We start from the raw sequence: 21,987 nt of genomic DNA on the forward strand, positions 1-21,987 counted from the left end.
GTGCGTAGGTACAGTGCATGAAGTTGCATGATGCGTACTAACTACACATCTGGGGGTGTGGTGGTGTCCCGTCCCGAAGGGCCCGGCCGCGCGATCGTCGTCGTCCTCGCTTCGTGCGGTCTGGTGGCGTCGTTCATGCAGACCCTGGTCGTGCCGCTGATCCCGGTGTTCCCGCGGCTGCTGCACGCCTCGCCCGCCGACGCGTCGTGGGTGGTCACGGTGACGCTGCTCGCCGCGGCGGTGATCACGCCGGTCAGCGGCCGGCTCGGTGACCTCTACGGCAAACGCCGGATGATCCTCATCAGCCTCGCCGTGCTCATCGCCGGTTCGGTCGTGTCCGCGACGACCAGCGCGCTCGCGTTCCAGATCCTCGGCCGCGGGCTCCAGGGCTGCGCGATGGGCGTCATCCCGCTGGGCATCAGCATCATGCGCGACGAGCTCCCGCCCGAACGCGTCGGCGGCGCGATCTCCCTGATGAGCGCGACGCTCGGGGTGGGCGGCGCGATCGGGCTGCCGGTCGCGGCGCTGGTCGCCGAGAACGCTGACTGGCACGTGCTGTTCTGGACGGCCGCCGGGCTCGGGCTGGCCTGCGCGCTGCTGATCCTCACGGTGGTGCCGGAGTCGCCGCTGCGCACGCCCGCGCCGTTCGACTACTTCGGCGCGTTCGGCCTGGCCGCCGGGTTGCTCTGCCTGTTGCTGCCCGTCGTCAAGGGCGGCACCTGGGGCTGGACCAGCGCGCGGACGCTCGGCCTGGCCGCGCTGGCCGTCGTCGTCCTGGTCGGCTGGGGCGTCTACCAGCTGCGCCGCCGCGACCCGCTGGTCGACCTGCGCGTCTCCTCCCGCCGTCCGGTGCTGTTCACGAACCTGGCGTCGATCATGGTCGGCTTCGCGTTGTACGCCATGGCGTTGTCGTTCCCGCAGCTGCTGCAGGCCCCGTCGTCGACCGGCTACGGGCTCGGCCAGACCATGGTCGAATCCGGGCTCACCCTCGCGCCGAACGGCCTGGTGATGATGTTGCTCTCGCCGGTTTCGGCGCGGCTCATCGCGCGGTTCGGCCCACGCCCGACGCTGATGAGCGGCGCCCTGGTGATCGCCGTCGGCTACGCGTTCGCAATTGTGCTGATGGACAACGCACTCGAGCTCATCACGGCGTCGGTGATCATCGGCGCCGGTGTCGGGATCGCGTACGCGGCGATGCCCGCGCTGATCATGGGCTCGGTGCCGGTCACCGAAACGGCCTCCGCGAACGGCTTGAACGCGCTGATGCGCTCGGTCGGCACGGCCGTCTCGAGCGCGGTGATGGCCGCGATGCTGGCGCAGCTGACGATCAGCGTCGGCGGCCTGGCGGTGCCGTCACTGGGCGGCTTCCGCGCGACGTTCGCGGTCGCGGCGTGCGCCGCGCTGGCCGGCGTCGCTCTCGCGGCGTTGGTCCCGAAGACGAAGGTGGCGCCGGTTCTGGTCGGCGTCGCGTAGGCGCGGGTCCGGTCTGCCGTCGAGGGGACCGGACCCGCGGCGCACGCCGTCAGTTCTTGCGCGCCACCAGTGCCAGCCCGCCGCACTCGGTCGGGTCTGCCGGCATGTCGTCGGTGGAGTTCGGGCGCCACTGCGGGATGAACACGACGCCGGGGTCGACGATCTCGAAGCCGTCGACCAGGGCCCGCAGCTCGTCGGCCGAGCGCGGGATCACCGGGTTGGAGCTCTTCTTGTACATCGCCACGGCGCGCGCGGTCTCGTCGCTCTGCCGCTCGTGCGTGGCCGACGACAGCGCCAGGTAGCTGCCGGGCGCGAGCGCGTCACGGTAGGCGGCGAGCAGCCGGGCCGGCTCGCGCTCGTCCGGGATGAAGTGCACGAACAGCGCCATCACCACCATCACCGGCTGGTCCAGGTCCAGCATCATCTCGGTGGTGTCGTGCTCGAGGACGTCGTCCGGGAACTCGGCGTCGGCGTACACCATCGCCGCGTTCTCGTTGTTCTCCAGCACGATCTCGCTGTGCGCGACCGCGACCGGCTCGTTGTCGACGTAGACGACGCGAGAGGTCGGGTCGGCGGCCTGCGCGACTTCGTGCACGTGCCCCACGGTCGGCATGCCCGAGCCGATGTCCAGGAACTGCCGGATGCCCTGGTCCATCCCGAACCGGATCGCGCGGCGCAGCCACTGCCGGTTGAGCCTCGCCCGCTCTCGCGCGTTCGGCTGCGCCGTCAGCACCTGCTCGGCGAACATTCGGTCGACCGCGTAGTTCAGCTGGCCGCCGAGGATGTAGTCGTACACACGCGCGGCGTTCGGCTTCTCGAGGTCGATGCCGCGCCTAGCCAGTTCGTCTTCGGTCATCCGCCGCTCCCGGGCTCGAGTGTGACGCGAGAATAGCCCGGCCCGCGTCAGGCCTTGCGCGCCACCAGCGACAGACCGCCGGACTGCGCGGCCGGGTCTTCGAGCGGCTCGTCCGGGCGCCACTCCGGCGTGAACACGACACCCGGCGGCAGGATTTCGAGCCCCTTCACCAGCGCGCGCATCTCGTCGGGGGAGCGCAGGGTCAGCGGCGTGCCGCTCTTCTCGTACAGCGCGACCGAACGCTGCGACTCCTCGCCCTGGCCTTCCCACGTGCCCGACGACAACGCCAGGTAGCTGCCCGGCGGGAACGCGTCCAAGTACTGCGCGATCAGGCCGGCCGGGTCACGGGAGTCCGGGATGAAGTGCACGAACGCGGCCATGATGATCATCACCGGCTGGTCGAAGTCCAGCATCGTCTCGGTGGTCGGGTGCTCCAGCACCTCGTCGACGTACTCGGCGTTGGCCTGGACCATCGCCGCGTTGTCGTTGCCCTCCAGCACGATCTCGCTGTGCGCGACGGCGATCGGCTCGTTGTCGACGTAGACGACCTGCGACGCGGGGTCGATCGCCTGGACGACCTCGTGCACGTGCCCGACCGTCGGCATGCCCGAGCCGATGTCCAGGAACTGGCGGATGCCCTGCTCCGCGCCGAACCGCACGGCCCGGCGCAGCCACGCCCGGTTGACCACCGCCATGTGCCGCGCGTTCGGCAGCACGCCCAGGATCTGGTCGGCGAACATCCGGTCGACGGCGTAGTTGAGCTTGCCGCCGATCATGTAGTCGTACACGCGCGCCGCGTTCGGGCGCTCGAAATCGATGCCCCGTCTCGCGTGTTCGTCTGCGCTCATCCGCCACTCCCGACATCTGGTGTGACGGCGAGAATAGCCGGACTCAGAGCAAAGGTGGCACTACGGCATCGATAAGGTGCGGCCCGGGCTCGGCGAACGCGCGCCGCAGCTGTTCGGCGAGTTCCTCGGCGGTCGTCGCGCGGGTCGCGGGCACACCCATGCCCTCCGCGATCTTCACGAAGTCCATGTCCGGTCGTGAGAGGTCGAGCAGCTCGTTCGCCTTCGGGCCGCCCTGCGCCCCGACGCGCTGCAGCTCCAGCCGCAGGATCGCGTACGCGCGGTTGTTGAGCAGCACCGTCGTCACGTTCAGGTTTTCGCGCGCCTGGGTCCACAGCGCGGAGATCGTGTAGAGCGCGCTGCCGTCGGCCTGCAGGTTCAGGACAGGACGGTCCGGTGCCGCCACGGCCGCGCCGGTCGCCACCGGCATGCCGTAGCCGATCGCGCCGCCGGTCAGCGTCAGGACGTCGTGGCGCGGCGCGCCCGCCGTCGCCGCCGGCAGCATCAGGCCGGACGTGTTCGCCTCGTCGGCGATGATCGCGTTCTCCGGCAACAGCGCGCCGATGACGTCGACCCAGTTCTGCGGGGTGAGCGGGCCGCTCGGCAGCGCGGGCCGGGACGCCTGCTGCAGCACCGGCTCGGTGTCCGCGGCGACCAGGTCGGCGACCTCGTTCAGCGCGCGCGTGACGTCCTGTCCGACGGACGCAAGCGTGTGCACCTGCGCACCTTCGGGCACCAGGTCGCTCGGCTTGCCCGGGTAGGCGAAGAACGACACCGGCGCCTTCGTGCCCGCGACGACGATGTGCTTGATCCCGTCGAGCTGGTAGGTGACCTGCTCGGCGAGGTAGCCGAGCCGCTCGATCGTCGGCAGCCCGGCGCCGCGCTCGAGCCGGGACGGGAACGTCTCGACGAACGCCTTCGCGCCGGTCGCGGCCGCGATCCGGGAGGCCGCGCGCAGACCTTCCTCGGTGCACGCGCCGCCGCCGATCAGCAGCGCGACCGGTTCGCCGGTGCCGAACACCGCGGCGACGTCCTTGACCGTGGTCGCGTCCACGGTCTGCGGCACACGCGGCGGGATCGGCTGGCAGGTCTCGCCGCCGTCACCCCACGAAGCGTCCGCGGGGAGGATCAGCGTCGCGACCCGGCCGGGCGCGTCCTGCGCGGCGGCGACCGCGGCGGCGGCGTCCGCGCCGACGTCCTTGGTGTGCTCGGAACGGCGCACCCAGCCTTCGAGCGAGCTCGCGATCGACTCGATGTCCGACTCGAGCGGCGCGTCGTACTGCTTGTGGTAGGTCGCGTGGTCGCCGACGACGTTGACGATCGGCGTGTTCGCGCGGCGTGCGTTGTGCAGGTTCGCCAGGCCGTTGCCGAGACCCGGGCCGAGGTGCAGCAGCGTCGCGGCCGGCTTGCCGGCGATGCGCGCGTAACCGTCGGCGGCGCCGGTGACGACGCCTTCGAACAGCGCCAGCACGCCCCGCATCTCCGGGACGGTGTCCAGCGCGGCGACGAAGTGCATCTCCGATGTGCCGGGGTTGGCGAAGCACACTTCGACGTCGGCGTCGACCAGGGTGCGGATCAGGGACTGGGCGCCGTTCATCTCGCTCATGCGGTTCCTTCGGTGAAGAGAACGCCGGGGTTGAGGATCCCGGCGGGGTCGAAGCTCTGCTTGATCCGGCGCATCAGTGCGATCTTCGCCGGGTCTTCGAGTTCCTGGTAGTAGCCCGCCTTGGTGCGGCCGAGGCCGTGCTCGCCGGAGATCGCGCCGCCGAGGGCCATGGCGTGGGCGAAGATGTCGGTGAGCAGCTGCTTCCGCGCGGCGGTGTCTTTGCAGAAGATCCCGAGGTGCACGTTGCCGTCGCCGGCGTGCCCGCAGCCGATCGCGCCGCCGCCCGCGGCCATCGCGAGCTCGCGGGCCTTCTTGATGAACTCCGGCATCGCGGTGCGCGGGACGACGACGTCGATGACGTCGTCCGCGCCGGCGGCCTTCGCGGTCCAGAACGCCTTCTCGCGCGCTTCGATGAGCTTGCGCGCGGCGCCGCCGTCGAGGACGTAGACATCGGTCGCGCCGAGCTCGCCGAGCAGCTCGCCGACGGTCTCGACGTCCTGCTCCAGCCGCTGCGCTTCGCGGTTTTCCAGCGCGACGACGAGGTAGGCCTCGGTCGTCTCGCGGATCTTGTCCGGCACACCGAGCTCGAGCTTCTCGTTGTAGACGATCGCCGCCATCGTCAGGTTGTCGATGTATTCGAGGATGTGCGGCGCGAGCCCGCTGGAGACGATCTCCGGGACGGCCGCCATGACCTGGTCGAAGTTGCCGAACGGCGCGAGCACGGTGGCGCCGTGGGTCAGCCGCGGGTGCAGCTTGACGATGATCTCGGTGGCCAGTGCGAGGGTGCCTTCGGAGCCGATGATCAGCTGGGTGAGGTCATAGCCCGTGGACACCTTCGACGTCTTGCCGCCGGTGCGGAGGATCTCGCCGGTCGGCAGCACGGCCTGCAGGCCCAGGACGTTGTTGCGGGTGACGCCGTATTTCACGGCGCGCATGCCACCGGCGTTGGTGCCGACGTTGCCGCCGACGCTCGCGGAGAGCTCGCCGGGGTAGACGGTGTAGCTGAGCCCGGCTTCGGCCGTCTTGACGTCGAGTTCGGCGAGGGTGACGCCGGGCTGCACGACGGCGACGTGGTTGCCGGTGTCGATCTCCAGGACGGCGTTCATCCGCTCGAAGGAGATGACGAGGCCGTCTTCGCGGGGGCGAGCGGCGCCGGACAGTCCGCTGCCGGAGCCCCGTGCGGTCACCGGGATGCTGTGCTCCGAAGCGGCCTTCAGCAGCTCCGCGACTTCGTCGGCCGTTGCCGGCTTCGCGACGTACGCGGGCTTCTGCGGCTCCGCCGTCAGCGCTTCGTCGTGCGCGTAGTCCTCGGAGATCGCCTCGCCCGTGAGCAGGTTCTTGTCCCCGACGATCTCGGCCAGCTGTGCCGCCACGTCGCCCATCGAGAGTCTCTCCTCCGCGCCGTTGCTGTGGTTACCGCAGCGTAGTACGTACCGCCAGTACGCCGCTATGAAAATGTTTCATATTTGGCGGAGCGGTCGGAATTTAGCTCAGGCTAAATCTCTGGTGGGTGACGGCTGCCGGAGCGAGGCTTCCGGCATGACATCGACGTACACCTTCGAAGACGGCTTTTCCGTGCGTCGCCTGGGTTTCGGCGCCATGCGGCTGACCGAGTGGGATCACGTGCCCGACGGGGCCTCGGCGGTCGCGCGCCGGGCGGCCGAGCTCGGCGTGACGTTCTTCGACACCGCCGACGCCTACGACCTGGGACTGAACGAGGAGCTGCTCGCCGAGGCCCTCCACCCGTACCCGGGGCTGCTCATCGCGACGAAGTGCGGGCACGCGCGCCCGAGCCGCGGCGAGTGGGTTCCGCTCGGCCGGCCCGAGTACCTCCGGCAGCAGGCCGAGCTTTCACTGCGACGGCTGCGCGTCGACCGCCTGGACCTGCTGCAGCTGCACCGCCTGGACCCGCAGGTGCCGCTCGCGGAGCAGGTCGGCGCGCTCGCGCGGCTGCGGGAGGAAGGCAAGGTCGCGCGGATCGGGTTGTCGGAGGTGAGTGTCGCGCAGCTCGAGGAAGCCCGGGGCGTCACGCCCATCGCGAGCGTGCAGAACCGCTACAACCTGACCGACCGGGCGTCCGACGACGTCCTCGACCACTGTGAGCGGGAGGGCATCGCGTTCATCCCGTGGCTGCCGATCGCGAACGGCGGGCACGCGACGGCCGGCGGCGTGCTCGGAAAGGTCGCGGCCGATCTCGGCGCGACACCCGCTCAGGTGTCCCTCGCCTGGTTGCTGCGCCGGTCCCCGGTCGTCATCCCGATTCCCGGGACGTCGTCGCCCGAACACCTCGAAGAGAATTGCGGCGCGTCGGAAATCGAGCTTTCCGACGACGATTTCGCGCGGTTGTCCGCGAGCGCGTGAAACGGCCCGGTCGCGGTTTCCCGCGACCGGGCCGTCCGGTCACCTAGGTCAGACCAGCCAGCCGAGGACGTGCGCCAGGTGCGCGAGAACGCCCGTGAGGATGTCGTGGGCGTGGTGCGCGTGCTGGGCGAACATCTGCATGGAAAGGCTCCTTATTGAATGATTCCTGATTCCCTGGAGTTGCTCTCGCGAGGAGCTGAATCAGGTTTTCACCGTGCTGGCGAAGTGTCAAAGAGCCGATTTCCGGGAAGTTCGCTCTCGCGGAATCTTCCCATGTTAAACACGTAATCCCTTCGTGTTTGACGCCGGGGTGCCCCGGTTGGCGGTCAACCACTCCGGGTAGCAACCAGGCGGAATCTCACTGTCGGTAATACCGGGCTTGATCCGGCATCCCGGGTACTTGCGTAGCTCGATCTGGTGATCACCGGCCACGAAAGGTGAAACTCCGACGATCACCCTTTCGGGTGGCGGAAGGCTGAAAAAGGGAACGCCGGGTGCGGTAATCGCACCCGGCGTCCCCTTGGCGGGTAAGGGATTCAGGCTCGCGCGAACGAGAGTGTCTCGCCCTCGACACCCCGTAGCCAGAGGTCCTGCGCGGCCGCGGCCATCTCGGCCAAGCCCTCCTCGATCGTGGCGAACACGTTGCCGGGCACCCAGCCCGCGTCGCCGTTGATCAGCAGGTTGTTGCGCCCGTAGAAGATCGCGAGGTCGGTCGCGCCCTGGTCGCTGTGCGCCTCGCTGCCGTCGTCGTAGCCGTACGCGGGGTTGCCGATCTCCCACGCCGCGAAGCCGAAGTACACGACGTCGCCGGGGATCGGCGTGATCGTCGGGTTCTCCCGCCCCGGCTTGGGCTCCGCGAACGGCGGCACGAGCGTGTAGACCTCGTTGCGCGCGTACTTCGCGTGGTACGCCGAACCGCTCTGCGGCAACGCGTCCCACACCGCCTTGCAAGTGCGCGGCGCTTCGTCGTCCAGCAGCCGGGCCCGGCAGGAGATCCCGCGCTTGTCGAGGGTGATCGTGATGTACCGGGCCATCCTCAGCTCCCCGTGACGGACGCGACGACCTCGCCCCAGACGCGCAGTGCGTCGTCGACCTGCTCGGCGGTGACCACCAGCGGCGGCACCATCCGGACCACATTCATGTACGGCCCGCAGGTGAGCAGCAGCAGGCCGCTCTTGGACGCGGTCTGCTGCGCGGCCGCCGCGGTCGCGGCGTCCGGCTCGCCGTCGGCCGTCGTGAACTCCGAGCCGACCAGCAGCCCGAGCCCGCGCACCTCGCCGATCGCCGGCGTCTTGTCCGCGACCAGCCGCGCGCCGTCGAGCAGCTGCTGCCCGCGTGCGGCCGCGTTCTCCACGAGGTTCTCCTGCTGGATCACCTCGAGCGTCGCGATCGCGGCGGCGCACGAGACGGCGTTGCCACCGTACGTCCCGCCCTGCGAACCTGGGAACGCCTTCGCCATCAACTCCTGCGAGGCGGCGATGCCGGACAGCGGGAAGCCGCTGGCCAGGCCCTTCGCGATCAGCACGATGTCGGGGGAGACGTCGAAGTGGTCGTGCCCCCAGAACTTCCCGGTGCGGCCGAAGCCGGTCTGGATCTCGTCGACCACCAGCAGGATCCCGTGCCGGTCGGCGCGCTCGCGCAGCCCGGCCATGAACTCGGTGTTCGCCGGGACGTAGCCGCCCTCGCCGAGCACCGGTTCGACGAAGATCGCGGCGGTCTCGTTCGGCGCGCTGACCGTCTGGAAGAGGTAGTCGAGCTCGCGCAGCGCGAACTTCGTCGCGGTCTGCTCGTCCCAGCCGTAGTGGTAGGCGTACGGGAACGGCGCCACGTGCACGCCGGACATCAACGGGCCGATGCCGGCGCTGAACCGCGTCCCGGACGTCGTCATCGACGCCGCCGCGACGGTCCGGCCGTGGAAGCCGCCCTGGAAGGCGATGACGTTCGGGCGCTTCGTCGCCTGCCGCGAAAGCCGCAGCGCGGCCTCGACGGCTTCGCTCCCGGAGTTCGCGAAGAACAGCGAGTCGAGGCCGCTCGGCAGGACGTCGCCGAGGCGTTTCGTCAGTTCGAGCAGCGGCTGGTGCATCACCGTCGTGTACTGCCCGTGGATGAGCTTGCCGATCTGCTCCTGCGCTGCTCGCACGACGTGCGGGTGGCAGTGCCCGGTGCTCGTGACGCCGATCCCGGCGGTGAAGTCGAGGTGCCGGTTGCCGTCGACGTCGTAGAGGTAAACCCCTTCACCGTGGTCGACCACGACGGGCGTTGCCTGCTTGAGCAGCGGAGATAGCTGGGCCATGGCAGCGTGCTCCTTGGTCGGTCTGAGTGGGTTGTCGATTGTTGACAATATCCATAGCATGGCCCTCGGGACAACACGTGAGGAGCAGTCGGGATGAGCGTGAGCACCGAGTCCGGCGTCGTCGACGCGGTCGGCAAGGAACTGTTCATCGGCGGCAAGTGGGTCGCCGCCGAGACCGGGAAGACCTTCCCGGTTCTGGATCCGGCGACCGGCCGGGAGCTGTGTCAGGTCGCCGACGCCTCGCCGGCGGACGGCGTGGCCGCTCTGGACGCCGCTGTCGCCGCGCAGGCGGACTTCGCGAAAATGGCACCCCGCGAACGCGGTGAGATCCTGCGCCGCGCGTACGAGCTGCTGATGGCGCGCCAGGACGAACTCGCCCTGCTCATGACGCTCGAGATGGGCAAGCCGCTGGCGGAGTCGAAGGGCGAAATCGCCTACGCCGCCGAGTTCTTCCGCTGGTTCGCCGAGGAGGCCGTCCGGATCGAAGGCGGCTACGCGACCGCGCCCAACGGCTCGGGCCGCTTCCTCATCACCAAGCAGCCGGTCGGCCCGACGCTGCTGATCACGCCGTGGAACTTCCCGATGGCGATGGGCACGCGCAAGATCGGCCCGGCGATCGCCGCGGGCTGCACGTCGGTGATCAAGCCGGCCGCGCAGACGCCGCTGTCGATGCTCGCCCTGGCCGGCATCCTCGCCGAGGCCGGGCTGCCCGCCGGCGTCCTCAACGTCGTCACGACCAGCGACTCCGGTGGCGTGATGGAACCGCTGATCCGCGACGGCCGCGCCCGCAAACTCTCCTTCACCGGCTCCACCGGCGTCGGCCGCAAGCTGCTGGAACAGTGCGCCGACAAGGTGCTGCGGACGTCGATGGAGCTGGGCGGCAACGCGCCGTTCCTGGTCTTCGAGGACGCCGACATGGACGCGGCCATCGAAGGCGCGATGCTCGCGAAGATGCGCAACATCGGCGAGGCGTGCACCGCGGCGAACCGCTTCTACGTGCAGCGTGGTGTCGTCGAGGAGTTCTCGCGACGGCTGACCGAGCGCATGCAGGCGTTGCCGATGGGCCGCGGCACCGAGAAGGACGTCGCCGTCGGCCCGCTGATCGACGAAGCCGCAGTCACGAAGGTGACCGAGCTGGTCAAGGACGCCACCGACCGCGGCGCGAAGGTGCTCACCGGCGGCGCCGGCGTGGACGGGCCTGGCCACTTCTACCAGGCCACCGTGCTCACCGACGTCCCGCAGGAAGCGCGTCTGACGCACGAAGAGATCTTCGGGCCGGTCGCGCCGATCTCCGCCTTCGACACCGAGGAAGAGGCGGTGGCGAAGGCGAACGACACCGAGTTCGGTCTCGTTTCTTACGTCTACACCAGCGACCTCAAGCGGGCGCTGCGCGTTTCCGAAGCCCTCGAAGCCGGGATGATCGGGCTGAACCAGGGCATCGTGTCCAACCCGGCGGCGCCGTTCGGCGGCATCAAGGCGTCCGGGCTCGGCCGCGAGGGCGGCTCGTTCGGCATCGACGAGTTCCTGGAGACCAAGTACATCGCGGTGGCCCTGTGAGTTCCTACCGCATCGCGAGCATCCCCGGCGACGGGATCGGCGTGGACGTCACCGTCGAGGCCCGAAAGGTTCTCGACGCCGCCTCTGCGAAGTTCGGCTTCTCCCTGGAGTGGACCGAGTTCGACTGGAGCTGCGAGCGGTACGCCCAGCTCGGGTCGATGATGCCGGACGACGGCGTCGAGCAGCTCTCGGCGTTCGACGGGATTCTGCTCGGCGCGGTCGGCTTCCCCGGCGTCCCGGACCACGTTTCCCTGTGGGGCCTGCTGATCCCGCTGCGGCGGGCGTTCTCGCAGTACGTCAACCTGCGCCCGGTGCGGCTGCTGCCGGGCACGACGTCGGTGCTGGCCGGACGGAAGGCCGAAGAGCTGGAGCTGGTGATCGTCCGGGAGAACTCCGAAGGGGAGTACTCCGCGATCGGCGGCCGGCACAACGCGGGCCGGCCGGACGAGTTCGTGGTGCAGGAATCGGTGTTCACCCGCGTCGGCGTCGAACGGATCATCCGGTACGCCTTCGACCTCGCGCGAACACGGTCTTCGCGCGTCTGCTCGGCGACGAAGTCCAACGGGCTCATCCACTCGATGCCGTTCTGGGACGAGATCTTCGCCGAGATCGCCGCCGAGTACCCGGACGTCCACAGTGAACAGATGCACGTGGATGCCTTGGCGGCGCGCATGGTCCAGGCGCCGGACCGGCTCGACGTGATCGTGGGTTCGAACCTCTTCGGCGACATCCTGAGCGACCTCGCGGCCGCGATCACCGGCGGACTCGGCATGGCACCGTCCGGCAACATCAACCCATCGGGTGAATCCCCGTCGATGTTCGAAGCGGTCCACGGGAGCGCTCCGGACATCGCCGGGCAGGGCATCGCCAACCCCGTGGCGCAGATCCTGGCGGCCGCGATGCTGGTCGAACACCTGGGCGAAACCGTTGCCGCGCAAGCGATCCGCGCAGCGGTGGACCGGGTGCTCGACGAGGGCCGGGTGCGCACGCCGGACCTCGGCGGCGGCGATACCACAGAACGGCTCGGCACGGCAGTGGCCGAAGCGCTGGGCTGAGTTTTTGTCGGTGCCCTCCGGCACGGTGGTCCCCAGTCCACCGAGGGGGAGGAGACACCGATGTGTCAGCAGTGCGAAGACCCGGACAGATCCGGGTACCTGGAACGGCTTCGCGACGGCGTGGCCGACCGGGGCTGGCTCGTGCAAGGCGTGGAGAGCGCCGGGCCGTACCCGCCGTGGGCCTACACGATCGGGCTCAGCGGGTACGGCCTGCCCGAACTGGTCGCCACCGGGCTTTCGCTGCGGGCGGCGGCGAATCTGCTCAACGACATGGCGAGCCATTCGCTGCACGCGGCACCACCCGAGCCCGGTGAACGCATCCCGTTGCGCGGCGGCCCGCTGATCGAGGTCGTCCCGCTCAGCGAGCCGTCGGCGCACCTGGTGTTCGCGGTCGCGCTGTACGGCCCGGAAATCCGGGCGCTGCAACTGGTCCACGCGGACGACCGGGGTCGCTGGCCGTGGTCGCCCGACTTCCGCGACGGCCACGGTGGCCAGCCGGTGCTGGGAGTCCGCCATGCCCGCTGACTGCGTTTGCGCGCCGCCGGTCGGGTGCTTCCCGGTACCCGTGCCGTCCGTCCAGGCACGCGTGACGTCCGTCCGGATACCCGAGCCGGCCGACCGGGTGTACGTGCCGACCCGGCAATCACGCGTGTCGATCCTGCGAGCACGCGTGTCTGCTCTCCGAGCACGGGCTTCCACGGCGCGAGGGCGGGGAAGCCGTGTGCTCGGACAGGCGGCACGGGTGCTCGGCGGGGCGTCAGGGCACCGGCGGGGCGTGTCCCTCCACGAGGCTGGTACCCGGCGCGAGGCGCTGTACCGCGTCCTCCATGTGGGCGTCCAGGAGGGTCAGCGCCGTCTCCTCGTCGCCGTCGCGGAGGGCCTGGATGAGCTTCGTGTGTTCGTCCACGCGCTCCTCGACCCGCTGGTAAGTGCCCTGGAGCGCGGTGAGGCACATCCGGGTCTCGATGAGCAGGGTCCGGGCCATGCGGACGAGCCGCTTGCTCCCGGAGGCGTTGATCAGGGCCTCGTGGAACTTCAGGTCCGCCGTGGAAAGCGCGCTCGGATCGTCGTCGCTCGCGGCGGCCGCCATCTCGACGACGGTCCGCTCGAGCACCGCCGCGATCCGGTCGCGTTCGCCGCCGCGGATGGCGCGCAGCATCGCGGCGCGTTCGATCGCGGAGCGGGCGGCGTAGATGTCGTAGACGTCGCCGGGCTCGAGGTCGATCACGAACAGGCCGCGGTGCCGTTCGCTGCGCAGCAGTCCCTCGGACACCAGATGCTGCATGGCTTCCCGGAGCGGCCCCCGTGACACCTGGAACCGGGCGGCCAGGTCGGTCTCACCGAGCTGGGTGCCCGGCGGCAGGGTGCCGGTCATGATCGCGTCACGAAGCTGGCGCGCGATGACCGCGGCCGTCGACTCCCGGCTGACCGGCTCGATCTCGGGCAGCATGCCCGGTGGCAGAGCCATGTCAGGCGCTCCCGTCCGGCAGCCGCCGGAAGAGCGCGCCGAGGGAGCGGACGAGGCGGTGCCGCCCGGTCAGGCGCAGGCCCTCCCAGACGGTGACCTGGTTGGCGGTCAGCACGGGCTTCTTCAGTGCGGCCTCGAGGATGTTGATCTCCTGGAGCGTCCGCATCGCGGTGTCCGGCACCAGCACCGCGTCGGCGTCCGGGTGGTCGTGGCGCACGGCGAGCTCGACGACGGCTTCCGGAGGCAGCGCGCCGACTTCGGCCGCGGTGACGATGTCGGCGCTGGCCATCGAGAGGACCTCGATGCCGCCGGCCTTGAGGAAGTCCACGAACAGCCGGGCGATGTCGTCCGGGTAGCTGGCGGCCACGGCGACCCGCTTGACGCCGAGGGCGCGCGCGGCGTGCACGAACGCGAAGGAGGTGCTGGAGGCCGGCACGCCGGCGACGGCGGCCAGGCGGTCGACCTGGTCCTGGGCACCGTCCCAGCCGTAGACGAAGCTGCCGCTGGTGCAGGCCCAGATGACCGCGTCGGGTTCGTGCTTCTTGAGCAGGGCGGCACCGTCGGCGAGGCGGGTCTCGCTGCCGAGGTCCAGCAACTCGGCGACCGCGTGCTTGTCGGTGCCGTAGATGTGCTCGACCGCGAGCCGGATATCGCCTTCGTCGGCGGCCATCCCGCCGAGCAGCTGCTCGGCGAGCGGGTAGTCGTCTTCGGCCGCGTGGTCGGGGTAGATGAAGCCGATGGTGGTCACGGAACCTCCGGAGAGACGCAAATTGTCGACAATCCTAGAGGGATGGTCAAGGAAACCCTTCACGACACGTCACGAAGCCACTTCCCGGGGCCGACGATGGGCAGGTTCATGCGGCGCAGGCACGCCCACATGGTCAGCTGGTTGGCCGTGAGCACCGGTTTTCCGAGGGCGGTTTCCAGTGGCTCGATCAGGTCGTAGGTGGGGAGGTTGGTGCAGCTGACGAAGATCGCCTCGGCTTCGCCGTGGTCTGCGGCGAGGATGCGCTCGGCGATGGTCCGGTAGCTGACCTTCCAGATCCCGCCGCCCAGCCCGAGGTGATCGCTGGCGACGGTCTCGACGTTCAGCTCGCCGAGGAAGTCGTGCAGCGCCCGGGTCAGGTCGGCGTCGTACGGCGTGAGCACCGAGACCCGGTGCAGGTCGAGCTGGTTCAGCACCTCGGCCAGCGCGCCCGAGGTGGTGACGGCGTCCGGCGCGCCGGCGTCGCAGATCGCCTTGGTCAGGGAGCGTTCGTAGTCGACGCCGTTGACGAAGCTGCCCGACGTGCAGAGGTAAGCGACGACCTCGGGCTCGACGTGCAGCACGTCGCGGGTGGCGCTGGCCAGGTGGTGGCTGTCGCTGACGAGGCGCGCCATCTCCATGCTGACCGGCACGGGCTCGTACGGCGTGCGGGCGAGGTGCAGCGACACCTCCATCGGCACCCACCGCCAGAGCTCGCGCTCGAGGGCGAGGTCGAAGGGGGCGATCACCCCGATGCCGCGTTGCGCCAGCGGGCCTTCGAACGCCAGGAAGTCGAAATCCAAGGCTCAGCCTCCGGAATACGTCTGAACTTGATGACACGTCCGGTGCTCCGGGGGTCGTTCCTCGGATTGTTGACAATCATACGAGCCGCTTTTACCGTGTCAACGTGATCGCCTCGGAAAACCGGGAAACTCCCGTCCTGACCGTGCTCTGCGGCGAGCACCGTCCACCGGACATGCGTGCAGTCGAATCCGAGGCGGTCGTGCGTTACACGGACGCGGCCGGGTTGCCCGAAGCGCTGTGCGGCGCGGACGCGCTGTTCGTCTACGACTTCCTCTCGACGGCCGTGCCGGGCGCTTGGCATGCGGCCGACCGGCTGCGGTGGCTGCACATCGCCAGCGCCGGCGTCGACCCCGTGCTGTTCCCGGGGCTTGTGGAGAGCGACGTCGTCCTGACCAACTCGCGGGGCGTCTTCGACGATGCCATCGCCGAGTACGTGCTGGGCGTCGTCCTCGCCTTCGCCAAGGACTTCGCGCGCTCGCACGACCTGCAGCGCGAGGGGCGCTGGCTGCATCGCGAGAGCGAGCGGATCGCCGGGCGCACTGCTGTGGTCGTCGGCACCGGGCCGATCGGGCGGGCCATCGCGCGGCTGCTGCGGGCGGCCGGGATGCGGGTGAGCGGCGCCGGGCGCCGGGCGCGCACCGGTGACCCCGACTTCGGTGTCGTGCACGATTCCGCGCAGCTCACCGAGTACCTGCCCGAGGCCGACTACGTCGTCGCGGTCGCGCCGCTGACCGAGAACACCAAAGGTTTGTTCGACGCGCGCGCGTTCGCCGCGATGAAGCCGTCGGCCCGGTTCGTGAACGTCGGGCGGGGCGAGCTGGTGGTCACGTCCGACCTGGTCGCGGCGCTGACGGATCGCGTCATCGCCGGGGCGGCGCTCGACGTGTTCGACACCGAGCCGCTGCCGCCCGAGAGTCCACTGTGGAACATGCCGGACGTGCTGCTCTCGCCGCACATGTCCGGGGACTTCATCGGCTGGCGGAACACGCTGGTCGAGGTGTTCACCGAGAACTTCCGCCGCTGGCGCGCTGGGGAGCCGCTGCGCAATGTCGTCGACAAGACGCTCGGCTACGTGCCGTCGGGGAACCAGGGAGCCGGATGAACGACAGGATGCTGACCGCCAGCGAGCTCGTCGCCGCCTACGCGACCGGTGAGCTCTCACCGCTCGAGGCGACGCAGAACGCGCTGCAGGCCATCGAGGCCAGGGACGGCGAGTGCAACGCCTACACCCTCGTCGACGCCGACGGGGCGCTGGAACAGGCCAAGGCGTCCGAGGCCCGCTGGCGCGACGGCAACCCGATCGGCCTGCTCGACGGGGTGCCCTCCTCGATCAAGGACATGTTCCTGACCCAGGGCTGGCCGACCGTCCGGGGCTCGAAGAGCATCGACCCGGACCAGCCGTGGGACGTCGACAGCCCGGTCGCGGCGCGGATGCGCGAGGCCGGCCTTGTGCTGCTGGGCAAGACGACCACGCCGGAGATCGCCTGGAAGGGCGTCACCGACAGTCCGCTGCAGGGGATCACGCGCAACCCGGTCGACCCCACTAAGACGTCCGGTGGTTCGAGCGGCGGTAGCGCCGCGGCGGTGGCGGCCGGGATGGGTGAGCTGTCCGTCGGCACAGACGGCGGTGGCTCGGTGCGGATCCCGGCGTCGTTCTGCGGGATCGTCGGGCTGAAGCCGACCCACGGCCGGATCGCGCTGTACCCGGCGAGCCCGTTCGGGCCGCTGTCGCACGCCGGCCCGATGGCGCGGTCGGTGGACGACACCGCGATGTTGATGGACGTGCTGTCGATCCCCGACCACCGTGACCCGGCCGCACTGGCGCCGCCGGTGACGTCGTTCCGCGAGGCGGTCCGGCGGGACGTGCGCGGCCTGATCGCCGCGTTCTCCCCGACGCTCGGCTACGTCGACGTCGACCCGGAAGTGGCCGCGATCGTCGCGGCGGCGGTGCGCGCGCTCGGCGACGCCGGGCTGCACATCGAAGAGACCGACCCCGGCTTCGCCGACCCGAAACCGGCGTTCGACGTGTTGTGGTCCTCCGGCGCGGCGAAGCTGCTCGACAGTTTCCCGGCGGGTTCCGAAGATCGGACCGATCCCGGCCTGCGCAAGGTCTGGGAGCTGGGCAAGACCTGGTCGGCGAGCGACTACCTCGACGCGACCGCCGAGCGCGCCGCGCTGGGCATCCTGATGGGCGAATTCCACACGCGCTACGACGTGCTGATCACGCCGACCGTCCCGATCCCCGCGTTCGAGGCGGGTCACAACGTGCCGCCGGGCAGCGGGCTGAGCGAGTGGCCGGAGTGGACGCCGTTCACCTACCCGTTCAACATGACCCAGCAGCCCGCGATCAGCGTGCCGGCCGGGTGCACGTCGGAGGGCTTGCCGGTCGGGCTGCAGATCGTCGGGCCGCGGCACTCGGACGACCTCGTGCTGGCCGTCGCGAAGCTGCTGGAAGAAGTGCGGCCCTGGGCGCCCGCCTGACCACTTAAGGGTGAAACCCCGGCCGCGGCCGGGAAAGCTGTGCCACTGTCGGCCGGGTGAACGCTCAAGGCTGGCGGTACGAACGAGCCATTCCGACCGTCGACGTCACCGGGGAGCCGACGAGCGTGGTCGTCGGCCTGATCGAGCAGGGCGACCGGCTGGCCGCGGGCTTGAGAGTCGGCGACGGCCCGGCCGCGCTGGTTCCCCTGGAGACGGGCGGGGAGCTGCTCAAGGTGCTGCGCGAGACTCTCGAGAGCTGGTGGCGCCTCGACGGTCACCGCGACCTGACCCCGGAGCCCCGCGCGAGCCGGTAGCGACGGCCATCGCGGGCCGGCACTGACATCCGCTCGAACCGGCTCCGGTCTGCAGCGAGAAACCAGCGGCAGTCCGGCGCGTCGCGTCGAATGTCCAGACGTGCACCCGGCGCGAGTGTGGGGACCAGCGCACCTTGACGCTGGTATCCGCCCGGGGCAGTGGCGCGAGCGTGACCGCCATCGCCGACTGGCGCCGATCTCCGCGCGGGTCGGTAGCGCGAGCGGCAGCTATCGCGGTCCGGCCCGGACATCGGCGCAGGCCGGTAGCAGGGAAGGCCGTCAGTCGCAGCCTGGCACTGACTTTCGCGCGAGTCGGTAGCCCGGAGCGTGGCGACGATCGCCTGCGCGCGGGGTAGCAGCGCCGTCAGCCGATCCGGAGCTCGGCGAGCCGGCGGCGGCCCGGTTCCGTGATCCGCAGCGCCCGGCCGCGTGGGTGGCGGCGTACCCAGCCGTCGTCGAGCAATGACGTGAACAGTGCGGCGCCCAGGGCTCCGGCGAGGTGGACGGTGCCGTGCGACCAGTCGAGGCACGCCCGCACGCCGGGGCGTGAGTCCGGCAGGGCGGTGATGCCGAGCGCTACCAACAGCGGGTGGTCGAAGGTGCGGACCGTGCCGGATTCGCCCGGGGCCAGGTTGTCGATCACACCGTCTTCGCGCAGCAGCGCCGCTACTGGCCGCCGATGTGGCCGTAGCAGGCTCGGGCTCGCAGCAACGGCCCGGACGGCGGGTCGGGCTGGAGCCGGTCGGGCAAGCGGGCGGGGCGAGGGCGGTCAATACCTCGACGAGGTGCGCGACCTCCCGGCCCGCGAGCCGGTGCAGTCGTCGCCGGCCGGCTTCGGTGGCGTGCACGAGCCCGGCGTCGCAGAGCCGGCGCAGGTGCGAGCTCGCGGTGGACGGCGCGATACCGGCCACCGTCGCCAAGGCGCGGGCGGAGTGCGCGTCGCCGTTCAGCAGCTGCAGGAGCATCGCGGCCCGTGCCGGTTCGCCGATCGCCTGGGCGACCGAGGCGATGTCGGGTTCCCCGGGCATGACCTCGAGGGTAGCCCGGGAACCGTTCGCTCCGGATCGAAGTGTTCTTGTGGCACTCTGCGGCCATGACGAGCGAGTTCGGCACCCCGATCGGCGACCGCTACTTCGCGGACTACGTTCCCGGCGCGACCTACGACTGCGGGAGCGTCGAGGTGACCGAGGCCGAGATCCTGGAGTTCGCCCGGCGGTACGACCCGCAGAGCTTCCACGTCGACCCGGCCGCGGCGGCGGCCGGGCCGTTCGGCGGGCTGATCGCCAGCGGCTGGCACACGGCGAGCCTGATGATGCGGCTCTACGCGGCGCACTACCTGTCCACTGTGGCCAGTCTGGGCAGTCCCGGGGTGGACGAGCTGCGCTGGCCGCGTCCTGTCCGGCCGGGTGCGGTGCTGCGGTTGCGCGCGACGGTCACCGAGGCTCGCGTTTCACGCTCGAAGCCGGACCGGGGAGTGCTGCGCACCCGGGTCGAGTTCGTCGACGACGGTGCCGACGTCGTGTTCAGCGCGAACCTGGTGAACTTCCTTCTGGTGCGACCGGCGTCCGCCTGACCAAGCCGCGGATCTGCGGGCTGCACAGCACGAGCGCGGTCGTGACGACGACCAGCACCGCGCCGCCGATCAGCGTCGCCTCGCGGCCGGCGTGTTCGGCGAGCGGGCCCGCGCTGATCTGGCCCAGCGGCAGTGCGAGGAACGAACCGAGCATGTCGTAGGAGTACACGCGGGCGAGCTTCTCCGGCGGGATGTTCTCCTGCAGCGACACGTCCCACGCGACGGAGAACTGCTCGAGCGCGATGCCGCCGAGGAACATCGCGAGCAGCAGCGGGGCCAGGTAGGGCGTGACGCCGAGCGCGATCATCGGGAGCGCGTCCGCCATGACCAGCGCGACGCCGAGGAACAGCATCCGCCGGGGTCGCCAGTGGGCCGCGATGACGCCGCCGAGCAGAGCGCCGGCGGTCTGCACCGCCAAGGCGAGGCCCCAGCCGGTGCGGCCGAACGTGTCGTCGGCGACCAGCGGGCCGAGCACCACGATCGCGCCCGAGTTGACCGCGTTGACCAGCATGAACTGCAGCACCACCAGCCACACCCAGGACCGCGCGCGGAACTCGCGCCAGCCCTCGGCGAGTTCGGCGAGCGGGCGGCTGCCGGGGATCCGGTCCCCGCTCGGCAGCCGGATCCGGTGGTAGGACAGCGCGGCGGCGACGAACAGCAGCGCGTTCCCGGCGAGCGCCCACCCGGAACCGGCGAAGGCGACCAGGACCCCGGCGAGACTGGCCCCGGCGATCCGGCCGACGTTCGACAGGAGCCGGACCAGCGCGTTCGCCTGGGTGAGCAGCGTGCCGGGTACGGTCAGCGGCGTGAGCGACGCGGCGGCGGGCAGCGAAATGGCCGAGACGGCGCCGTTGACGAGGCTGAGCCCGACCAGCAGCGGCACCGAGGCGAATCCACAGAGGACACTCGCGGCGATGGCAGCCTGCGTGAGCGCGGCGGCGGTTTCGGTGCCCTGCAGGATCACCGACCGCGGCAACCGGTCGGCGAGCATCCCGCCGAACAGCACGAGCAGGATGTTGGCGACCGACCGGGCCCCGACGACGATCCCGAGATCCACGGCCGACCCGGTCAGGTCGACCACGGCGAAGGCCAGCGCAAAGGGCGCGACGGCGTTGGCGAAGTCGGCAAAGGTCCGCCCGGCGACGAGCGCCCGGAACCGGTGCTCCCGCAACGGCGCGAAGAGTGGCGCGCTCATCACGATTCCTCCGCGAGTGGTGCGATCGGGGCCGGTTTGGACTGCGTCACGGCGTTGGCGGGCATCAGGGTGCTCATCGCGAGTGCTTTGCGGGCAGGATGGCCAGAGCCGGCTCGAAGAGCTGCGCCGGTGTGTGCCGGTCGAACAGGTCCCGGGCGAAGGCGATCCGTGCCCGTTCGTACCGGCCCGCCTTTTCCAGTTGGCGGACAGCGGGGTGCTCGTCGCCGCCCTTCGCCAGTGGCACAGTGGGATCCGGCTCGAACGGCACTGCCTCGGGGCCGGCCGGGAGCAGGGTGGTCATCACGATTCCTTCGGAGACGGGACGGCTGTAGCCGGCTCGAAATGCGCCTCGCCGACGCCGGTAGGCGGTGGCGAGTTCGTCATGACTCCTCCGCCGGTGGCGCTGCCGCGGGTCCACGGCGAGGGCTTCGCACGGCGAGATGCGAAGAAACTCGGGCCGGCTCGGTCAACGCTGCGCCGGGGCAGGCGGGCAGCAGGCCGCTCATCGCAATCCCGCGGGAGCGATCGGGGGTAGGCCTCACACAGGCGTCGGCGAGAATCAGGGTTCTCTTCGCTGGTGACATGGCCGAGGTCAGCACGAGAACGGGCGACTACTGCGGTGCACGGGGGCGACCCGAACGGCACCACGGCGGGGCTCGCGAGCAGCGGAGCACTCATCGCGATTCCTCCGCCGGCGGCGTGATCGGGGTCGGCTCGGATAGACCTGTGATGATGGCCGAAAGCAAGGTGCGCACAGCGATTCCTCGCGGTCGCCAACCCCGGCGAGTACAGCGGAGTGCTCATTGCGGCTCCTCCGGCGCTTCCCCCGGAGTCAGCTCGAACAGCGCCATGCTCACGCTGACCCGGACCGTCCCCGGCGTCCTGGGCGCTTGCGCCGCGGTGTGGAGTTCGTGGCTCACCTCCTTCACCCGCGCCAGCAGCTCCGACCACACCTCCGGGGCCAGCCACAGCTCCGCGTCCGACAGGGATGCCGGGCGGCCCGACGCGCGGGACTCCGCCCGGCGCAGCAGCTCGCTCGCGATCGCCCTCGTCAGCATCTGTTCCTCGACCGGGTCGCGGGAGGTGAGACGCCGGCCGGAGTCCGGGTCGTGGCGGTAGCGCTTCGCGCGGCCGCCGCGGATGCGGACTTCCTCCGCGACGTCCAGCAGGCCCGCGTCGTGCAGGCGGCGGAAGTGGTAGCTGATGTTCGCCTGGGTTTCGCCCAGCTCGCGGGCCGCCTCCGCCGCGCTCATCGCCGTGCCCGTCAGCAGCGAGAGGATGCGCATGCGCAGCGGGTGGGCCAGGACCCGGAGGTCGTCGAGGGACATGCTCCCGAGTCTCGGGGACACGGCCGCGACTGT

Annotated in this window: 22 protein-coding genes and 1 pseudogene; 9 read left to right on the top strand and 14 right to left on the bottom strand. The window is 70.5% G+C overall.

From position 1 onward, the window contains the following. Window positions 1-57 precede the first annotated feature (57 nt). Complete coding sequence (locus OG494_RS44885) at window positions 58-1,473, top strand: MFS transporter (RefSeq protein ID WP_328449383.1); 1,416 nt, start codon at window positions 58-60, stop codon at window positions 1,471-1,473. A 49-nt stretch (window positions 1,474-1,522) separates the two neighbouring features. Here the strand turns inward: OG494_RS44885 and OG494_RS44890 are convergent, their stop codons facing one another. The 4 genes from OG494_RS44890 to OG494_RS44905 are packed head-to-tail and all read right to left on the bottom strand — an operon-like array spanning window position 1,523 to window position 6,162. Next, window positions 1,523-2,329: an SAM-dependent methyltransferase gene (locus OG494_RS44890; RefSeq protein ID WP_328449385.1), complete on the bottom strand. Its 807-nt coding sequence runs from the start codon at window positions 2,327-2,329 to the stop codon at window positions 1,523-1,525. A 47-nt stretch (window positions 2,330-2,376) separates the two neighbouring features. After that, window positions 2,377-3,177, bottom strand: a complete 801-nt coding sequence (locus OG494_RS44895) for an SAM-dependent methyltransferase (protein ID WP_328449387.1) — start codon at window positions 3,175-3,177, stop codon at window positions 2,377-2,379. 43 nt (window positions 3,178-3,220) lie between these two features. Then, window positions 3,221-4,771: an acetolactate synthase large subunit gene (locus tag OG494_RS44900; protein ID WP_328459212.1), complete on the bottom strand. Its 1,551-nt coding sequence runs from the start codon at window positions 4,769-4,771 to the stop codon at window positions 3,221-3,223. Between the two features lie 5 nt (window positions 4,772-4,776). Then, window positions 4,777-6,162: an FAD-binding oxidoreductase gene (locus tag OG494_RS44905; protein WP_328449389.1), complete on the bottom strand. Its 1,386-nt coding sequence runs from the start codon at window positions 6,160-6,162 to the stop codon at window positions 4,777-4,779. Between the two features lie 157 nt (window positions 6,163-6,319). Here OG494_RS44905 and OG494_RS44910 point away from each other — a divergent pair, with 157 nt between their 5' ends. Beyond that, window positions 6,320-7,141, top strand: a complete 822-nt coding sequence (locus OG494_RS44910) for an aldo/keto reductase (RefSeq protein WP_328449391.1) — start codon at window positions 6,320-6,322, stop codon at window positions 7,139-7,141. A gap of 536 nt (window positions 7,142-7,677) precedes the next feature. On the opposite strand, the gene OG494_RS44915 is transcribed toward OG494_RS44910, so the two are convergent. Next, window positions 7,678-8,175, bottom strand: coding sequence for a DUF3830 family protein (locus OG494_RS44915; RefSeq protein ID WP_328449393.1), 498 nt, complete (start codon window positions 8,173-8,175; stop codon window positions 7,678-7,680). A 2-nt stretch (window positions 8,176-8,177) separates the two neighbouring features. Further along, window positions 8,178-9,434, bottom strand: coding sequence for an aspartate aminotransferase family protein (locus OG494_RS44920; RefSeq protein WP_328449395.1), 1,257 nt, complete (start codon window positions 9,432-9,434; stop codon window positions 8,178-8,180). A 93-nt stretch (window positions 9,435-9,527) separates the two neighbouring features. Between OG494_RS44920 and OG494_RS44925 the strand changes: the two genes are divergently transcribed. The 3 genes from OG494_RS44925 to OG494_RS44935 are packed head-to-tail and all read left to right on the top strand — an operon-like array spanning window position 9,528 to window position 12,571. After that, complete coding sequence (locus OG494_RS44925) at window positions 9,528-10,991, top strand: NAD-dependent succinate-semialdehyde dehydrogenase (RefSeq protein ID WP_328449397.1); 1,464 nt, start codon at window positions 9,528-9,530, stop codon at window positions 10,989-10,991. Further along, window positions 10,988-12,046 carry a tartrate dehydrogenase gene (locus OG494_RS44930; protein WP_328449399.1) on the top strand — a complete coding sequence of 353 codons (1,059 nt, stop codon included), beginning with the start codon at window positions 10,988-10,990 and terminating at the stop codon, window positions 12,044-12,046. Before OG494_RS44925 ends, OG494_RS44930 begins: the two co-directional genes overlap by 4 nt. Window positions 12,047-12,106: 60 nt before the next feature. Further along, the gene (locus tag OG494_RS44935; RefSeq protein ID WP_328449402.1) at window positions 12,107-12,571 is read left to right on the top strand and encodes a DUF4262 domain-containing protein; all 465 of its coding nucleotides are present in this window, start codon (window positions 12,107-12,109) and stop codon (window positions 12,569-12,571) included. A gap of 232 nt (window positions 12,572-12,803) precedes the next feature. Here OG494_RS44935 and OG494_RS44940 read toward each other — a convergent pair whose 3' ends face one another. The 3 genes from OG494_RS44940 to OG494_RS44950 are packed head-to-tail and all read right to left on the bottom strand — an operon-like array spanning window position 12,804 to window position 15,062. Then, on the bottom strand, window positions 12,804-13,514 hold the full coding sequence (locus OG494_RS44940; RefSeq protein ID WP_328449404.1) for a GntR family transcriptional regulator: 711 nt from the start codon (window positions 13,512-13,514) through the stop codon (window positions 12,804-12,806). A gap of 1 nt (window position 13,515) precedes the next feature. Continuing rightward, window positions 13,516-14,262: a maleate cis-trans isomerase family protein gene (locus OG494_RS44945; RefSeq protein ID WP_328449406.1), complete on the bottom strand. Its 747-nt coding sequence runs from the start codon at window positions 14,260-14,262 to the stop codon at window positions 13,516-13,518. Between the two features lie 59 nt (window positions 14,263-14,321). Further along, a complete protein-coding gene (locus tag OG494_RS44950; RefSeq protein ID WP_328449407.1) occupies window positions 14,322-15,062 on the bottom strand; it encodes a maleate cis-trans isomerase family protein in 741 nt (246 codons plus the stop codon). Window positions 15,063-15,166: 104 nt separating this feature from the next. Between OG494_RS44950 and OG494_RS44955 the strand changes: the two genes are divergently transcribed. The 3 genes from OG494_RS44955 to OG494_RS44965 are packed head-to-tail and all read left to right on the top strand — an operon-like array spanning window position 15,167 to window position 17,858. Beyond that, on the top strand, window positions 15,167-16,165 hold the full coding sequence (locus OG494_RS44955) for a D-2-hydroxyacid dehydrogenase (RefSeq protein WP_328449409.1): 999 nt from the start codon (window positions 15,167-15,169) through the stop codon (window positions 16,163-16,165). After that, window positions 16,162-17,544 carry an amidase gene (locus OG494_RS44960; protein WP_328449411.1) on the top strand — a complete coding sequence of 461 codons (1,383 nt, stop codon included), beginning with the start codon at window positions 16,162-16,164 and terminating at the stop codon, window positions 17,542-17,544. Before OG494_RS44955 ends, OG494_RS44960 begins: the two co-directional genes overlap by 4 nt. Window positions 17,545-17,600: 56 nt before the next feature. Then, on the top strand, window positions 17,601-17,858 hold the full coding sequence (locus OG494_RS44965) for a hypothetical protein (protein ID WP_328449413.1): 258 nt from the start codon (window positions 17,601-17,603) through the stop codon (window positions 17,856-17,858). A gap of 364 nt (window positions 17,859-18,222) precedes the next feature. On the opposite strand, the gene OG494_RS44970 is transcribed toward OG494_RS44965, so the two are convergent. Together OG494_RS44970 and OG494_RS48545 are read right to left on the bottom strand one after the other, a co-directional pair. Next, window positions 18,223-18,501, bottom strand: coding sequence for a hypothetical protein (locus OG494_RS44970; RefSeq protein WP_328449415.1), 279 nt, complete (start codon window positions 18,499-18,501; stop codon window positions 18,223-18,225). 211 nt (window positions 18,502-18,712) lie between these two features. Beyond that, window positions 18,713-18,886 (bottom strand): annotated as a pseudogene (locus OG494_RS48545) (ArsR/SmtB family transcription factor); the annotation flags it as partial. Between the two features lie 65 nt (window positions 18,887-18,951). Here OG494_RS48545 and OG494_RS44975 point away from each other — a divergent pair. Next, a complete protein-coding gene (locus OG494_RS44975) occupies window positions 18,952-19,431 on the top strand; it encodes a MaoC family dehydratase (protein ID WP_328449417.1) in 480 nt (159 codons plus the stop codon). Here the strand turns inward: OG494_RS44975 and OG494_RS44980 are convergent. The 3 genes from OG494_RS44980 to OG494_RS44990 all read right to left on the bottom strand — a co-directional run bounded on the left by OG494_RS44980 (window position 19,382) and on the right by OG494_RS44990 (window position 21,954). After that, window positions 19,382-20,626 carry an MFS transporter gene (locus OG494_RS44980; protein ID WP_328449418.1) on the bottom strand — a complete coding sequence of 415 codons (1,245 nt, stop codon included), beginning with the start codon at window positions 20,624-20,626 and terminating at the stop codon, window positions 19,382-19,384. The two genes, OG494_RS44975 and OG494_RS44980, sit on opposite strands and share 50 nt — an antisense overlap. A 73-nt stretch (window positions 20,627-20,699) precedes the next feature. Further along, the gene (locus OG494_RS44985; protein ID WP_328449420.1) at window positions 20,700-20,927 is read right to left on the bottom strand and encodes a hypothetical protein; all 228 of its coding nucleotides are present in this window, start codon (window positions 20,925-20,927) and stop codon (window positions 20,700-20,702) included. A gap of 499 nt (window positions 20,928-21,426) precedes the next feature. Next, window positions 21,427-21,954, bottom strand: a complete 528-nt coding sequence (locus OG494_RS44990; RefSeq protein ID WP_328449422.1) for an ArsR/SmtB family transcription factor — start codon at window positions 21,952-21,954, stop codon at window positions 21,427-21,429. Between the last annotated feature and the right edge of the window lie 33 nt (window positions 21,955-21,987).

The organism is Amycolatopsis sp. NBC_00438, from assembly GCF_036026695.1.
GTDB lineage: Bacteria > Actinomycetota > Actinomycetes > Mycobacteriales > Pseudonocardiaceae > Amycolatopsis.